Genomic DNA, 16,114 nt, shown 5'->3' with positions numbered 1-16,114 from the left:
ACAATGTTTTTGTATCAAGAGGTCATTGTGCTCATCCCAAAGCAGGGATAGCCAAGCCTGGCCAACGGCGCTAGATTCAGGGTCTAGTCCTTAGTGGTCCAAGGGTTCAAATCCCTTTCCCTGCACCATATTCTCATCGAGAGGTAGATAGCACGACCCAACGGGAACGTTCATTAGCTATTCACGTCCCCGAGAGTATGGGATTATATAACTGCGCTTCGAACACCGACCTCTTGACCACCCGAAGGCCATTTATGCGATAAGAGGCAAGGCCTTTCATCAAGCCACCTCCTCCACCTCAATTAGGCCATGCTTATGCTCATTGTAAATAAATGGCCTCCTCTTCAATGCCAATCTGGTCGCATCAACGAGAAGTACCGTCCCCGTCAGGTTTAGGACAAGTCCTATTATCCAGCTCCCATCAAAGCTGATGAACGTCTCCCCGCTCTCAAGCTCGGAGAAGGCCACCGAGGCCAGGATGGGGAAGAATGACAGATAGATCCTCAGGGCGATGGCTTTGTTATCCACTGCCCAGGCTGCCAACATGACAAATATTATTGCATAGTAACCGGTGTGGACCTTTGGGTAAAGGATGAAGAAGACGAGCGTCGAGACAGTGATGCTCTCCCAGACCCCAATTTTTTTTATGTGACAGTATAGGTATGCCAAAAGGAGACCACCGCCGACAAGACCGAGCTCGAGGAGCCTGGGCAGCTCAAGACCCCCCATCCGCAGGAAATGCCAGATGCTCTGTCCACCGGTGGGCCTGTTCGAATCGCCAAGGAAATAGAAGTTCAGGAAATATGTGAAGTCCTCATAACAGAGGATGAGAAAGGCCCCCGTGATCAACAGCGTCACCGCGGCCACGATGGCGATGAGGGCGGACCGGTCCTGCCATCTCTTCTGCCTCAGGAACTCGGTTGGCAGAAGAAGAATCGGGAACATCTTCGTCCATATGCCTGCGGTTATGGCGATCGCCGAGAGCTTCTTTCTGTCATAGAACATAAGGATGGCGGCCAAGATGAACGTGAACACCATTATCGATTCGTCCTCCCCGATGCTGGACTCGCTGATCAGGAAAGGACAGAGCACGACAAGGATGGCCATGAGGAAGGCCTTGTTCTCATCTATCCTTCTGAACGAAAGATAGAGGGTCACAGAAATGAAGAATACGAATATGGAGAAGTAAACGCTCCAGACCCATATGTGGTCCGCCCCTCCCATGAGCTGCGCCGGCACAAGAAGATAGTTTATCAGAGGCGGCGTCTCAGTATGGACGTCCCTGTACAGCAGGCCGCCATCGATAATCGTCTGGGCCCTGTCGCGGTAGCGCGGGATGTCAGGATGGGAAAGATCGGGCGCAACGTCCTTGGAGAGATAGGTCATATCGGCGATTATCCCGATTCCATAGACCAGGAGCATAATGGCGAACAAGACCGCGACCTTTCTCTTTGCGTCAAGGGAGCGCATCCCTCCCCACACCTCTTTCAAGACCTCGTTCACGGCCATGCAGAGCCCCTCTTAATGTTCCGCGTAATGAAACTCTCAGACTTAAAGTCCACCCTGGTGGAATCGCAGATCAAGACCGTTCCAATAATGACCAATGCAGGTCCGATGGCCCTTCCTCCTTAGACGGCGCAATCTTACGATCGGTCCCATCCGATGCAAAGTATCCGTACAATGTGGGGGGGGGGAGGGCGAATGCCAGCATCGATCTTATTTCGGCCCCTCGGTCAGTTACGGTCAACAATGGAATGAGGATCAACAGAATGAAATAATGGCGTATGGTACATCTTCAGAAAAAAACGATTAGGGCCAATAGGGCGAGGGCCTCTTTATGAAGTAATTTACTTCGATGCGACATTCGAACGAAGCTAAAATCTCAGACAAGACCATCGACGCCTCATTGTCCTGCCAATCTGATGCCGGTCAATCTGCCCTTTCCCTTCGTGCCCTCATCGCCTTGATCTCTTCCCTATGGTCCTTCTTGAACTTTGAGAAGTCCCTCAGGGTGATGAATGGCACCGTGTAGAACTTGATGTAGGATTTACCGCTCGGTCTGGCATAATGTACGATAGGTATCTCGGCGATCTTCATGCCCTTGAGCGACGCCAAGGGAAGGATGAACCTGTGCAGGCCCTTGTATCCATCGGGGTTAAAATCCATTGCGATGGCCTTCTCACGTCTGAACGCCTTGAAACCGCTGTTCTGGTCCTTGACCTTCAGCCCGAACCTCTTTTGGATGATGCGCTTGTTATACACCTTGGAGATGAACTTGCGGATGAAAGGGTCCGTCCTTTGATGCCTCCATCCCGTCACGACATCGTATCCTTCATCGATCTTCGCCAGGAACTGAGGTATCTGCCTCGGTTCATACTGTCTGTCCCCGTCCATGATGATGACCACATCGCCCTTGGCCTCCAGGAACCCCGTCCTGATGGCATAGGACCGTCCTTTGTTGACGCCATGGTGGACCACCCGTACCCTGTCATGCTTGGCCGCGAGCTCATCACATATCTCGGATGTCCCATCCGTGCTGCCATCGTCCACAAGGAGCACCTCCCCGTCGATCTTGTTCTCGGCGTATGTATCAAGTATATCCTTTGTCAAGGGAGGCACGTTCTCTTTCTCGTTCTTGATCAGCAGCACTGTCGTGCATCTCATTTATCTCACTTCCCTCATTTATTCGCCATCTCAGGAAATTTTTTCACCCTCGCCTTTCTGTCATGGGCGAGTATGGCGATTATGCTCACCGGGACAGATAGCCAGATCGATGTCATGGCGCTCAGCACACCGGCCGTGGCAGCGATCTCCGGCTCGAGGCCGCTTGCGGTGTATATTGCAGAGGAGACGACAACGTTCCCGCTCCCTGCAGACAACATGATGCCGCTAAGTGATGCGAGGCTGCAGGTGGCCACGACCGCCAGGACCGTGACCTCTGCCCCTAACGCCTCCATGATCAACCATGTGCGGACTATCTCATTGGTCCAGATCCCTATGGTTAGAGCGCCTGCATACCAGATGTACCTACCATTTTTCCTTTCTTTGGTGTTTACCGCGCTAGAGAACGAGGTGACGAAACCTATCATCATTTCATTCAGCTTGTCACCTTTGCTCCCCAGATGCAACCTGTTGACGATGTTCACGCACCAATCGCAGACCTTCCTCGCTATCGCGGGATCGATGAGGACGTAGATCAGGAAGAAATTCAGAACGACGAGGAAAGATACAACGAGGAGCAATTGGTCAGCCAGATCCTCGCTCAAATAAGCAAAGAGCATGACGAGGCTGGTGATCGCCAGAACGGTCACGACCATGAAGTCCATCAACCGCTCGGTGACGATCGTCGCGAGGCTGGTCCCGACGCCCATCCCCTCCCTTTTCTTGACCTCATAGATCCTAGAGGTCTCGCCGACCACGCGCCCTGGTATGATGTTGTTCAATGCCTGGGAGAACGTGAAGGTAGCGAAGATCGACCTGAAGGGCATCTTATTGCCCGTGCTCTGGACAAGGACCCCCCAACGATATGCCTTGACGACAAGGTTAGCAAGATATAGGACCACGACAACAAGGATGAGGCCCCAATTGACATCCGCCATCGCCTCTGCGATGGACCCCATGTCGGAGAACAAGAGTACCAATATTATCAAGGCCACGGATATGGCTATCTTGACCTTTCCACTGAACGAGATCTTTTGCATCAGAAGTACCTTTTCCCCGCCCCATCATCAAAGGACAGAGCGCTGAGCCCCTGAATGTGTATTAATAATTTTGTTCTAAGACATTCCACCTAGACATCTCAGAGGCCTTCCTGCCCTCAACGATTATATCAATAGAACGGCCTTGCTGCCAATAGATGTCCAAGGCGATAGTCGTTTTCGATTCAAGGTACGGTAACACAGAGAAGGTCGCCAAGGCGGTGGCCGAGGGACTGAGGAAGGGGGCATCGAGGACGTACTGGTCACGGGCATGAAGCTCGCTGACGAGGAGGATTTCAAGGACAGGGAGATCTGGGTGATCGGAAGTCCTACACGGTGGGGGTCGGCCACATTCCGCATGAAGGTCCTGTTGAACAACGCCTTAAAGTATGAAGGGAAAGGCAAGAGGGCGGCCGTTTTCGACACCCGGTACAAGGGCATGTCACGGGGAGCATCTGGTAAGCTACGCTCAATGTTGAAAAGGTACGGCGTCCCGCTTGTGACCGACCCAGCAGCCTTCTTTGTCGAATCGGGGGCCGGCCCGCTCGTTGAAGGCGAGGAGGCAAGGGCCGAGCTCTATGGTGTTGAGATAGCGAAAAGGTCCGCTTGACATCTTATGAAGGCTCCACGACCTTTCCATTGTCGATATCCGTCATCAATAGCAAGGAAAGTGCCAGGACAATAAAGCCCGAGGCCATGACGAACAGCACCTCGTACCCGAAGACCGCGGCGACGAGGCCCCCGATCAAAGACCCCGCGATGGTGGCGATGCCTTGGATCGCATTGTATAGTCCAAGGGATTGCGTCCTGGTCTCCTTGAAGGACAGCTCCCCAACTATCTCATGGCCCGCAACGCTCAGTCCCGCCCAACAGAGCCCGGCCCCAGCGTGGAGCACGAGGAGCGAGGCCAAGAGCATTGTTGGGGACAGATCAAATAGTGTCACCAAGAAGAAGGATGGGAAGATGAAGATCCTTGCGGCGAAGCAAAAGGCCTGCACCTTCTTACCACCCTTCTTTTTGATGACCTTTCCCATGATTCCATATGACAATGCGGATGCGATCGAGGACGCCATGTACACGATGAACACCCTCGAGTTCTCCAGGCCGACCTCTTCATATAGGAATATCGGAAGGGCGACATAGAAGCTGAGGAAACCTGTAAAGGCGAGGAAGACCACCACATAATATCTTCTGAGCGTCGGTGAGAAATTTCTGGCGCGCAGATTTTTCCTTGAGACCTCGAGCGTGTACATAAGCCTATGAGGAAGATATCTGGCCCTTTCCACTATGTTGACCAGGACGTTGTCGAAGTCCTCAGGGTCCACAGAGGAACGGTCGAGCTTCCTCTGAGGTTCAGGGACCCATCTCATGGCCAGGACCATCGCTGCCAATGAGAGGATGGCAGATAGGAAGAACAGCGCCCTCATGGGCATATCCTGATCATCTCCATCGAAGACCATGAGCCATATTGTCCCGATGATAAGACCTATGACCCATCCGATGCCACCAACCTTACTGAAGTCCCCGAGCCTTCGGCCCCATTCGTTCTTGTGGAACGACTCGAGCACAAGTACCGTGCCGACCGGTGCCACCGCGGCGGCCAATAGCCCCATCAGGAAATTTGCCAGATAATATTGTGGCAAGGTCGTTGAGAGCCCCATCATAATGAGGGCGAGGGCCATCCCAAGGAAGCCCATCAATATGAAGACCTTCCTTTTTTTAGTGATGTCTGAAAGATTCCCCCAGAAGATGTTCGCTGGAACGGACGCCAGAGAGGTGATAGCCGATACTATGCTGACCTCCGCCACAGACGCTTTAAGGCTCTGGGCCATGAAAAGGGGGATAAGGTTGCTTGTGCTCCCCCCAGAGATATTGTAGGGTAGAAAGGTATAGTACCATCTCTCGTCCTTGGAGCCGCCGCTCAGCATCCCATCCCTCTGGAGTGAGCAATCGTCGATGATATCAATCTTTGCAATGTAGGGCTCAGACCTTTACCAGCATCGCGACGACGATCATTGAAAGCACGATCAGCGACAGAACGACGAACCTGACATCCTTTTGATAAGAGAACACGACCATCGCCGCGACCACCCTCATAAGCGGCGTCGATATCAAGACCAGGATTCCGAGCTGGACAATGGCCAGAGGAGTTCCGTTTGCCAATTCGGTCGGGAGACGCTCGATGGGGACCACCTCATCGTTGCCCGTCCCATATGCGATATGGAGCAACAGCCCGAGCACCATGATCGTCAGGCTTAGGATCATCCCAAACAATAGCACCCTGTGGAGCACTTCGTTGATCCTTTCTCCGGTCATCACGCCACCTCTATCAATCCCAGGGCGCGGAGGGCCATCATGATCGCTACGAAAAGAAGGAAGATGCCGAACCCCTTCCTGAGAGTGATGCTGTCGATCCTTTCAATGATCCTGGAGCCTGCCATGGCCCCCATCAGGACGCCGATGCCGACCAATGCGGCCAGCACAGGCTGGATGAGGTCATAGCGGAAGTATATCAATGCCCCCGAGAGGGCCGTGACCCCTATCATGAAGTTGCTGGTCGCCGTCGCCGCCTTCATCGGCACGCACATGTATGCGTTCATCACCGGGACCTTGATGACGCCTCCCCCCACACCAAGAAGGCCCGAAAGACCACCTGCGGCAAGGCTGGCAAAGAGCCCCACCTTGATCCCCCTGACCCCATAGGCCACCTCTTTATTTGTCCTTGGGTCGTAGTAGCTGCAGGAAAGGTCGATCTCTCCCACATCTCCACCCGGTTCATCTGGGTCATGGACGGTCTCCTTCCTCATCATCATCCTATGCGCGGCAAAGACCAGGACGAACGAAAACAGGATGAACAGGATCATCTGGTCCAAATAGACGGCAGTTAACGCCCCCAGGATCGCCCCTACGGTCGTCGTCGTTTCCAGGAGCATGCCCAGCTTTATGTTGGCATATCCCTCCCGGACATATCGGGCCGCTGCACCAGTGGATGATGCGATGACCCCGATCAGGCTGGCGCCGATCGCCTCCTGCATGGAGAAGCCCAGCCCCAATGTGAGGGCCGGTACAACTATCAGACCCCCACCGAGACCTAGCAGAGAGCCTACAAGGCCTGCAAGAACTGAAAGCGAGATTATCGTCAGGGCGATGAGAGGCTCCATGGACCAATGGTGATTTTCCAGGGAGATGATAATGATTCGTGGTCGGGCAAGGGATTAATAAGGACACCACCATCGCTCGGTACATGGACGTCATCCTTGTCCGCTATGCAGAGCTGGGCCTAAAGAGCAGGAAGGTCCGTACAAGGTTCGAGCGGATGCTGGTCGACAACATCATGTCAATGCTGGCACATGATGGCGTTGAGGCATTGGTCTCCAGCGAGAACGGTAGGTTCTACATAGAGTCGAATGATATCGAGGGTGCGGCCAGATCCATCAAGCGCGTCTTCGGGGTGGCATCGATAAGCATCGCGAAGAAGGTCCAGGGAGGACTGGTCGAGTTCCGAGAGGCCGCCGCAACCCTCTCTAAGTTAAGACTGACACAAGGCCAGACATTCAAGGTCGAGGCAAGGAGGACAGGCTCTCACACCTTCACGAGCATGCAGGCTGCGGCAGAGATAGGGGAGGCGATCCTCGAGGCGAACGCCGGTCGGGGAATCAGGGTGGACATTCATCATCCAGACGTGATTTTTTATGTGGAGATAAGAGGCGGGCATGCCTACATCTTCACCGATTACATCGAAGGACCTGCAGGTCTACCGATGGGCAGTCAGGGGAAGGTGCTGGCGGTGCTGGAGACCAGAGAGGACGCCGTCGCTGCATGGTTGATGATGAAGAGGGGATGTAAATGCATCATCATAGGCCCTGAGGATGCGGTCGCGGTCCTAAGAGGTTGGGACCCTGAGATCAGAGTGATAAAGACAGAGAGCGTCCAGGATGCCGCGCTGCGCCATCATGTCTCGGCCCTGGTCTATGGATTTCGCATCAAAGACATGGACCGGATCGTCCATTTGAGGTCGCCACTTCCGATATTCTTTCCCCTGATAGGCATGGAGAATGAAGAAATAGAGAGAAGACTGGCATCGATAAGCCGATGCCATTGATAATTAGGATAAATGGTTTATTTGTTGTGGTGGTCGTGGGCAGCGCCTGACGGCCTCATCTTCTCAGCGCCCTTGCCTTTCCATCTGAGCCCGCGCGCCTTGTGACCTGCTGAGGTAAGGCCACGATAGACCCTTCCCTTCTGCTTATCGCTGCAGATCCAATTGATCGACCTATCAGACCTGATGACAGGGTGATGCTTGTCCACCATGATGATCTCGAACCACACCCTCTTGCCGTCCTCCCCTACCCAGTAGGAGTTCAGTATCTCGAGGTTGGGGTACTTCTTGGATGCCCTCTCCTCACATATCCATTGTAAGTTCTTCCCCATGGTAAGCTTGTTGATCCCCTTTCTCTTTGCGCGCCGCCCCTTCCACCTCATCTTCCTGCGCTGCAGAGAACCCTTCCTGACGTGACCGCGCACGATGACGAATCCCTGTTTGGCCTTGTAGCCGAGGGCGCGGGCACGGTCCAGCCTGGTAGGCCGCTCAACACGACAAAAGTTCTCCTCGCGCCTCCACTGGATAAGGCGTTCGAACATAAGGTCATCAACATAGGTCTTGCTCGGTCTGTTCCAGGCCTCGGCGATGTAACTGTACATGCTCTTGCCTGCGACCTTCTTCTTGGCCTCCTCAGAGGCATTCTGGTTCGTCTCCATCGTTATCACCGTACGCTTCTTATTGGCGGGCAGGGATTCACCCCGAAGGGCACATTTCCTGCGAGACTCGTCGTCTCGCCATAGAGAGCAGGATGGCAAATGAATGACCCTATATAAATCATTCTCAACATGCTTATGAGCATCCCATGTCGAGCTTTCCATGCCATCTTCTTCATCTATGGCATGATGGGCTGCCGAGGATTCGGGACAATGATAATCCTTCTCTTTCCTCATTTTTCTCATTGCCTCTGCCCCGATGACCATGTGTTCGCAGAACTGGATGTGGAAGATATGTGCTCTACAAATGATATCATAATTAAAAGCGGTCAGGCCTATGGGCGGCCCTTCTTTTTCCTTAGCAGGGATGAAAGGGGCCATGAGAACATGATCAGGTCCTTCAAGGAGCACCTGAGAAAGATGGACCCAGAGATGGACACGATCCTATCATCGGCAACTGAAATAGATGAATCCAGGGACAAGATCGTCGAGCTTCTGCAAAGCAGGAAGGACCATTATTATGGTCCAGATTGCAGGACCGAGGACCTTGAGAGGGTCGTCGCCTTAAACTGCATCGGGACGCTTGAGAACTTCATGAGCGTCAGGAACGAGATCATATCTGGGTGCAGCGTCCTCAAGGGCCTGTTGGCCGCATATGACAATTATTCTGAGACCGAATACTCTTACCATTTCTACGCTGATGTCATAAACGTGATGAAAGGGGCCTTGGCGATGTCAGGGATATACAACGAGGAGGCCCCTACGTTCACAGGCATCGATCGGTTTGAGGTCTCGAGGAGGAGGTCCGACCACCTTGATGCCCTGGCAATGAGATGCAGGACCTTCATGTCGAGATACCCTTCTGGCCTGGACAAGGAGATAATAGAGCTAAGGGAGAAGAACAAGGAAAGGGTCCTTGAGGTGATAGGGGGATCATTTGATGATTGGGAGGACCACTCATGGCATAGAAGGAATACCGTCAGGGACTCCCAGCACCTCCAAGACATGATCGAGCTGACCGAGGAGGAAAGGGCAGCGATCGACCTGGCAGTAGAGAACAAGGTCCCGTTCGGCATCACCCCGTACTATGTCTCATTGATGGACAGAGGACCATCGAGGACAAGGGACCATGCGGTAAGGGCCCAGGTGATACCTCGACTAGGTTATCTTAAGAGGGTGCTGTCAAAGAAAGGAGCCAAGGAGGAGCTGGACTTCATGAAGGAAGGGCTCACCTCCCCTGCGCCCTTGATAACCAGGAGGTATCCGATAATCGCCATCATGAAGCCATACAGCTCCTGTGCACAGATATGCGTCTATTGTCAGAGGAACTGGGAGATAAGGGAGGTCGATGCTGAGGATGCTGCAGTGGACGAGGGGTCCATCTCAGCCGCGGTCCATTGGTTCGCTGAGCATCCAATGGTGAACGAGGTCCTTGTCACAGGAGGGGACCCTGTATTGTTGGGGGACGAGGTCCTTGGCAGTCTGCTAGGTAGGCTCGCTGAGCTTGAGCATATCACGAGGATCAGGATCGGAACGAGGGTGCCAGTGGTCCTTCCCATGAGGGTCACGCCCTCGTTCCTTGACGAGATAGAGGCAGTGCATGACCCCCCAAGGAGAGAGGTCTGCGTCGTAACTCATATAGAACATCCGTATGAGGTCACTCCGGACCTCGTCAGGGCGGTCGTATCGATCAGAAGGAGGGGCATATCTGTCTATAATCAACAGGTCTTCACCTTCGAGAACAGCAGGAGGTTCGAGACCGCACTGCTGAGGGACATCGTTAAACGATCAGGGGTCGATCCTTACTACACCTTCAACACCAAAGGGAAGGAAGAGACAGAATGGTTCAGGGTGCCCATCGCCAGGATCCTTCAGGAGCGGAAGGAGGAGGCGAGGCTGCTACCAGGCCTTACCAGGACGGACGAGCCGGTGTTCAACATACCTGCATTAGGGAAGAACCATCTTCGGGCATGGCAACATCATGATATGATAATGATCTCAGCTCAGGGCGAACGGGTCTACGAGTTCCACCCTTGGGAAAAGAACATCGTAATGGCCCCGACCTATGTTTATAAGGATGTACCGATCATGGGCTATCTTGACAGGCTCGACGGGATAGGCGAGGACCCTGCGGACTATTGGAGCATATGGTATTATTTCTAGGACGATGGGATGTCTAGTTCTGGCCTAAGGCCGGGGGCAGGAATGTCGGGAGCACGCTCTTCGGCCAATCTTTTTTACCCTCGATGCCTTATGTCAGCAATATGGCCTTCAGCGACACGATAATGGGGGACCTGACCTTATGGGACCTCATCATATTTGCCGTCTTCATAGGGCTGACCCTGATGATCGCCCAGATCCTATATCTTCTTATAAGGAGATATCTGGACGCGAGGATAACCAAGAAGTCGTCGAAGAGCTTCGCCAGATTAACCCAGTATGTCCTGATATTGATCGGTCTCTACATCGGTTTCGTCATATTGCTCAAGCTCAACCTGTCCGAGCTCTTCGTCTCGCTGGGGATCATAAGCCTGGCGGTCGCTCTCGCGGCCCAGCAGGTCTTGCAGAACGTTTTCGCCGGCATCTTGATCTCCATATCCAAACCGATCGAGCTTGAGGATTGGGTCGAGATCGGGGGGTTCCCCATAACAAGGATGGGGAAGGTAAAGGACATCAGCCTGATGTATACTGAGCTCAGGGAGATCAACGGCAAGATCATAGCATTGCCTAATTCTTTCGTAATATCGAACAAGGTCGTCAATTACACAAGGGCAGGGTTTGTGGCCTTTGACATCCCGATCTACTTGAAGCAGGGGACAGACCTTGGAAAGGCATACAAGATTGTACTGCACGAGGCGGACATCGATGAGAACATACTTCCGAACCTCAAGGGCGAAGAGAAAAAGGCCTTCATCAAGCTCCTGGAAAGGCCGAACATCCAGGCGATCTTCGGTTCTCATCCCGACATGAAGATGTTCGACCCGCAGCTCAACATTGTAAGGCTGGAAGAGAGCAGGATCACATTGAACGTAAAGATCTGGGTGAAGGACCCTCAAAGACAGGACGAGATAATATCAAAATTCCTAGGCAACATCAATCGCAGGTTCAAGGAGGAGAACATAGAGATGGCCGATACATGATGCTGGCCATCTCTCCTCATTCACTACTTTTTTATAAAATGCACCCCATCGGCAAACAGTGAGCAATTGACGCCTGACGTCATTTTCCTTGTCCTCGGCCTGAGCATCATACTTGGTTTCATGGCCGATTATTTGTTCCAAAGGATCGGCTTCCCTGACGTCCTATTGCTGATACTTCTCGGGTTCATCCTCGGCCCGGGCTTGGCGGGGATCGTGAGCGGGTCCCTTACGGACAATATCATGGAGATCACCCCATATGTGGCCGGGGTGGCCCTCGCGATCATCCTTTTCGACGCGGGTCTGGGGTTGGACCTGGGGATGGTGTTCGGTTCCTTGAGGCACGCCGTCCTTCACACCCTATTGGAGTTCTTCCTCTCGATAGTCATCGTGGCGGTCATAGCAAGTGTGCTTCTTGGTTGGGACCTCATCTTGGGCCTGACACTGGGGACCATCATCGGAGGTACTAGCGGAGCGATAGTCATCCCAATGGTCAAAAGGATGAGGATGACCGATAAGGCGAGGACGATCTTGACATTGGAGGCCGCGATCACGGATGTCCTCGTGATCGTCATCGCCATCTTCCTGATCTTCTTGATGAGGGAGCAATCGGCATCGGCCCTTGATGCCGTCAGGGTCTTGATATTGTCCTTTTTGCTTTCGATAGCCATCGGAGGAGGGGCCGGCATATTGTGGATCAAGGCCCTTGCAAGGTTACAGGGGCGGCCGTTGGCATATATGATCACTTTAGGGGTCGTTTTCGTCATCTATTCGATCACGAACATGATCATCGGCGAAAGCGGAGGAGGGGCCATAGCCGCATTGGTCTTCGGCCTGGTGCTAGGGAACAGACATGAGGTCGTCACGAGGCTTGGCATGGTAGAGGAGGTCATTGAGATAGGGAGGGACATAATCAAGTTGAATCAGGAGATAACCTTCTTCGTCCGGACATTCTTTTTCGTCTACCTAGGATTGTTCTTTGGCACCATAGCACTTGGAAAGGGAGACATCCTGTTCAGCATCGTCATATTTGCTGGCCTTTTCTTCGTCAGATGGCTCGGGGTGATGGTCGAGAGAAAGAGCCTCGGTATGAACGGGCACGATCCCATTGGCTACGTGGTGATGATGCCGAGAGGGCTGAGCGCAGCGGTCCTTGCCTCCCTCCCACTGACATCCGGCGCCGTGTCTGTTGAAGATGGTAACCTGATCGTCGGCATCACTGTGATGATAATCCTGTATACCACAATAGGCGCCTCGGTCGGCGCGTTCGTGCTTTCCAGGTTGGGCAGAAGATCATAGCGGACCGGTCAGTTATAATTGGTCGAACTCTCATACCTTGCTCTAAAGGGGGGAGAGATGGTTGTTCGATGTGATCATAAGAATTAGGCCCCCAGAGAGCTGGGCCGTGGACGTCGCGAGGAAGACGCAGACGCCGATCATGATCCATAGTCTGATACAAAGGGAAGGGGGAGAGGTAGAGGGGATCATAGAGGTTGAGGCAGATGAAGAAACATCAAAAAAGGTCCTCTTTGAGATCAATTCTCATCAAGATATTTTGAGGACGAACCTTGAGGTCCAAAAGGACGGACGGCTTACCGGCAGCGTGACCGTCCGTCGTTGGTATGCTTTCACAAAGATCATCAGGTCACATGGTTTCATCAAGGGAGCAAGGGCAAAGCGGGACGGGACGATCGAATGGCACATTCTTATTGGGAAAGAGGAGTCCCTGCGCAGTCTTGTCCAAGGAATGGTGGAAACAGGATGCGAGGTCAGGCTCCTCAGGAAATCGAGGGTCGAGGACAGCAAGGTCTTATCTAAGAACCAGGAGCGCGTTCTCATGACAGCCTATGAACTGGGATACTTCGACTATCCCAGAAGGATAAGCGCAAAGGAGCTTGCAAAAAGGCTTGGGATCGTCCAATCGACCCTTTACGAATCATTACAGTCGTCTCAAAAGAAGCTCGTGGAGATGTACCTCCTGAAGAACAGATAGATGATCCGCCTAAGGTCTGACCGGTTCACATGAAATCATCGAGCGAGAGTCTTTTATTGGTCTTCTTGACCTCTGTCTTCCTGTTCGTCGGAACCTTGTCCTCCTGAGGCCCGAAATTGCCGTTCAAGAAATTGGACTGCGTGTTTCCGGACATAAGGCTTCTGTCGTCAAGGCCCCATACCTCAGTGACCCTGGACACCGTCTGCGCCACCCTTTCAGCATAATAACGCCAGTCGGGGGTACCTTCGAAGGGCCGCCCCTCGACCCAAGGGGTCACCTCCTGCGGCGTCCTTCTGGAATTTGTCACGATCCATGACACCTTCATGCCAGGTACGAACTGATACCCCATCGAGATCAATTTTTTTGCGGCCTGCACCGTGGCCTGGCTATCTGGATTGGCATATGAGCTGAAGGCCTTGCACCCCTTCGATATCACAAGCTTCCTCGGGTCGACCTTTCCCTGCAAGACCTCCTGCACCGAGCTCCTGGCGACCTTCATCGCCCCATCGATGTCGCCATCAAGGATCCTGTCGAAGACCGCCTGTAGTGTCTCCGCCTGCAGGTCGAAGGAGTCCGTACGCCTCATCTCATAGCCCCGGACCACGAGCTCCTTCTTCGGCCAGACCGTCCTTCCGACATATCTCTTCTTTTTGCCGTGGGAGAACATGGACTCCATTATCTTCTCGAACTCCAACATCCCCCCCTCCTTCGAGAAGCGCTCCGCCATCCTCATTCCGAAGGCCTTTGCCCCCTCGAGGTCCTCATCTGGTGATTTTACGAAGACCGAATCGGTGTCAGAGTAGATCACCTTGTAACCCTCTCTCTCAAGGTTCTGGATGATGCCCTTGGTGGTCTCCCGGGCAAAGGCAGTGATGGAGGAACCTATGTTCTTGTCGGTGAAGCGATAGAACGACGATGCGAATACCCCATAGAACGAGTTCATGAGTATCTTTATGGCCTGCTGCAGCCCGTCATAATACTGTTCCTCGTCCTTGTCCTTGGCCTCCTTCATCCTCCTCTTGGTGTCATCCCTCTCCTTCATAAGGCGGACCAAGATGTTCGGCAACAGGCCCTCTCTCTGGGCCTTGTCAAGGAAATGGACACCGTTCGGGCTCACTATCTTCCCGTCCGGGCTCAGCGTCGTGAAGCATATGTTCTTGGCAATGATGATGGAGGGGTACATCGATTTGAAGTCGAGGACGCACACCCAATGGTATAATCCAGGTTCTATCTCGTGGACATATCCTCCCTCTATCGCCTCCTCGTCGTCCCGGAAGCTCTTTGTCATCGGCACGCCGACGCCAGAACGGTCTGCCTGACGGATAAGTATGGAATCTATGAGGAGCGATGACCTGTTCTTCATCACGTCCTCCAGAGGGAGCTTTGAGACGGTAGCAAGGTCCATTATCTTCCGGACCCTCTCAAGCTTATTGAGTATCCTGAGCGAAAGCTCGGCATCCCTCGTACAATACTCGACCACCCGGTCCGAGTTCTTCTCCCACTCCTCGTCCATTTTCCTTGGATCTACATCGAGCTTCGTCTCTCCTCCGAGCAATTGCATGGAAACGGCATTGAGCGTCTCCTGTTTCGGACGAAGGTCCATCTTGACGGCCCACCAGGCGTCAACGATGAGACGGCCTGTGACCTCCCAGACCGGTTTATTGTACTTTTGGTCCCTCCTTCCGTTCAAGGACGAGCCGTCCCTCCCCCATCTCAGAGGAACGCCGAGCTGGGTCGCACGTTTCTCGATGACCCTGAGGTCATACCCTTCGATGTTATACCCGGAGATGATGTCCGGGTCCCGGCTCCTGATATACTCGGTGAACTCCTCCAGCATCTTCCTCTCAGAGCCTCGGAAGGATGCCCTCTCGACGATCTCTTTCCCAACTTGGAGGACACAACATATGGTGAGTATCCTTTTGTTATAGAACTCGTCGGGCGCCTCCTCGGTCTCAGAGTCGATCTCCCCTATCATGACCTTGCCGTCATTGATGTCCTTGAGGCTGTTCTCGATATCGAAGCTCAGCACACGCAACGGTGGATTGAACGCCTCTACGGTCTCTGTACGTCCTACCTCTACGACCAGGTCGGCGGTGTAATTCCCTTTCTCGACCTTTCTCCCAAATACCTTTATGCAGGAACCAAGGTCGTTGTTATAGATGTACCTGAGATAGAAAGGTATGTCGGCCGCGAGGAACTCCCCTCTTATCCTGGTATCCTCCCTGAGCTGCTTGACATGCTTGGGCAACCTCACAGTCACCCGCACACAGCTACGGTCCGCCCCTCTATGGAAGAGGGTCACCCTTCGCACATCAAGCACCTCCCTCCTGGCCCTAAGAAATTCATCCAGGTCAGGGTCTTCGCTCACGATGAAGCAGTAAGGCCTCTTCTCCATCTGGTCCTTGATGAGGTCCAAGGCCACTATAGACCTTCCGTCCCGGGTATGGCCATAGATCTCCACCACTATGTTCTCGTCCGGGGTCGATTTGTAGGTGGCGCTCACGATGCGAAGGTCCCAGCTCTCCATGGTA

Annotated in this window: 15 protein-coding genes and 1 tRNA gene; 8 read left to right on the top strand and 8 right to left on the bottom strand. The window is 53.3% G+C overall.

Annotated features, from left to right (window positions below; translation table 11 throughout):
• Positions 1–41: 41 nt before the first annotated feature.
• Positions 42–128: transfer RNA gene (locus HPY73_04035), tRNA-Leu, on the top strand.
• A 151-nt stretch (positions 129–279) separates the two neighbouring features.
• Here HPY73_04035 and HPY73_04030 read toward each other — a convergent pair.
• The 3 genes from HPY73_04030 to HPY73_04020 all read right to left on the bottom strand — a co-directional run bounded on the left by HPY73_04030 (position 280) and on the right by HPY73_04020 (position 3,701).
• On the bottom strand, positions 280–1,509 hold the full coding sequence (locus tag HPY73_04030; protein QLH74697.1) for a DUF2029 domain-containing protein: 1,230 nt from the start codon (positions 1,507–1,509) through the stop codon (positions 280–282).
• Between the two features lie 420 nt (positions 1,510–1,929).
• Positions 1,930–2,664: a glycosyltransferase family 2 protein gene (locus HPY73_04025; protein ID QLH74696.1), complete on the bottom strand. Its 735-nt coding sequence runs from the start codon at positions 2,662–2,664 to the stop codon at positions 1,930–1,932.
• A 14-nt stretch (positions 2,665–2,678) separates the two neighbouring features.
• The gene (locus HPY73_04020) at positions 2,679–3,701 is read right to left on the bottom strand and encodes a flippase-like domain-containing protein (GenBank protein ID QLH74695.1); all 1,023 of its coding nucleotides are present in this window, start codon (positions 3,699–3,701) and stop codon (positions 2,679–2,681) included.
• A gap of 155 nt (positions 3,702–3,856) precedes the next feature.
• Here HPY73_04020 and HPY73_04015 point away from each other — a divergent pair, with 155 nt between their 5' ends.
• Together HPY73_04015 and HPY73_04010 are read left to right on the top strand one after the other, a co-directional pair.
• The gene (locus tag HPY73_04015; GenBank protein ID QLH74694.1) at positions 3,857–3,973 is read left to right on the top strand and encodes a flavodoxin family protein; all 117 of its coding nucleotides are present in this window, start codon (positions 3,857–3,859) and stop codon (positions 3,971–3,973) included.
• On the top strand, positions 3,970–4,308 hold the full coding sequence (locus tag HPY73_04010) for a hypothetical protein (protein ID QLH74693.1): 339 nt from the start codon (positions 3,970–3,972) through the stop codon (positions 4,306–4,308). The genes HPY73_04015 and HPY73_04010 overlap by 4 nt, the downstream gene beginning before the upstream one ends.
• A 4-nt stretch (positions 4,309–4,312) precedes the next feature.
• On the opposite strand, the gene HPY73_04005 is transcribed toward HPY73_04010, so the two are convergent.
• From HPY73_04005 to HPY73_03995, 3 genes are read right to left on the bottom strand one after another with little or no spacing between them, the layout of a single operon-like run.
• Positions 4,313–5,626: an MFS transporter gene (locus tag HPY73_04005; protein ID QLH74692.1), complete on the bottom strand. Its 1,314-nt coding sequence runs from the start codon at positions 5,624–5,626 to the stop codon at positions 4,313–4,315.
• A 55-nt stretch (positions 5,627–5,681) separates the two neighbouring features.
• Positions 5,682–6,014 (bottom strand): DUF1634 domain-containing protein, encoded by a 333-nt coding sequence (locus HPY73_04000; protein QLH74691.1) that lies wholly within the window; start codon positions 6,012–6,014, stop codon positions 5,682–5,684.
• On the bottom strand, positions 6,014–6,859 hold the full coding sequence (locus HPY73_03995) for a sulfite exporter TauE/SafE family protein (protein QLH74690.1): 846 nt from the start codon (positions 6,857–6,859) through the stop codon (positions 6,014–6,016). Before HPY73_03995 ends, HPY73_04000 begins: the two co-directional genes overlap by 1 nt.
• Positions 6,860–6,942: 83 nt before the next feature.
• Between HPY73_03995 and HPY73_03990 the strand changes: the two genes are divergently transcribed.
• Positions 6,943–7,800 (top strand): hypothetical protein, encoded by an 858-nt coding sequence (locus tag HPY73_03990; GenBank protein ID QLH74689.1) that lies wholly within the window; start codon positions 6,943–6,945, stop codon positions 7,798–7,800.
• Positions 7,801–7,817: 17 nt separating this feature from the next.
• On the opposite strand, the gene HPY73_03985 is transcribed toward HPY73_03990, so the two are convergent.
• Positions 7,818–8,456, bottom strand: coding sequence for a 50S ribosomal protein L15e (locus HPY73_03985; GenBank protein QLH74688.1), 639 nt, complete (start codon positions 8,454–8,456; stop codon positions 7,818–7,820).
• 384 nt (positions 8,457–8,840) lie between these two features.
• On the opposite strand from HPY73_03985, the gene HPY73_03980 reads away from it, so the two are divergent.
• From HPY73_03980 to HPY73_03965, 4 genes are all read left to right on the top strand, one after another.
• A complete protein-coding gene (locus tag HPY73_03980) occupies positions 8,841–10,616 on the top strand; it encodes a KamA family radical SAM protein (GenBank protein QLH75654.1) in 1,776 nt (591 codons plus the stop codon).
• A gap of 101 nt (positions 10,617–10,717) precedes the next feature.
• Positions 10,718–11,593: a mechanosensitive ion channel gene (locus HPY73_03975; GenBank protein ID QLH74687.1), complete on the top strand. Its 876-nt coding sequence runs from the start codon at positions 10,718–10,720 to the stop codon at positions 11,591–11,593.
• 66 nt (positions 11,594–11,659) lie between these two features.
• Positions 11,660–12,889, top strand: coding sequence for a cation:proton antiporter (locus tag HPY73_03970; GenBank protein ID QLH74686.1), 1,230 nt, complete (start codon positions 11,660–11,662; stop codon positions 12,887–12,889).
• 61 nt (positions 12,890–12,950) lie between these two features.
• Entirely contained in the window at positions 12,951–13,583 is a 633-nt protein-coding gene (locus HPY73_03965; protein QLH74685.1) for a helix-turn-helix domain-containing protein, read from the top strand.
• Between the two features lie 25 nt (positions 13,584–13,608).
• Here HPY73_03965 and HPY73_03960 read toward each other — a convergent pair whose 3' ends face one another.
• The gene (locus HPY73_03960) at positions 13,609–16,110 is read right to left on the bottom strand and encodes a DNA polymerase II (protein ID QLH74684.1); all 2,502 of its coding nucleotides are present in this window, start codon (positions 16,108–16,110) and stop codon (positions 13,609–13,611) included.
• Between the last annotated feature and the right edge of the window lie 4 nt (positions 16,111–16,114).

It is taken from the genome of Methanomassiliicoccales archaeon, from assembly GCA_013415865.1.
Taxonomy (GTDB): domain Archaea; phylum Thermoplasmatota; class Thermoplasmata; order Methanomassiliicoccales; family UBA472; genus MVRC01.
This window is presented reverse-complemented; position numbering and strand designations above follow the sequence as displayed.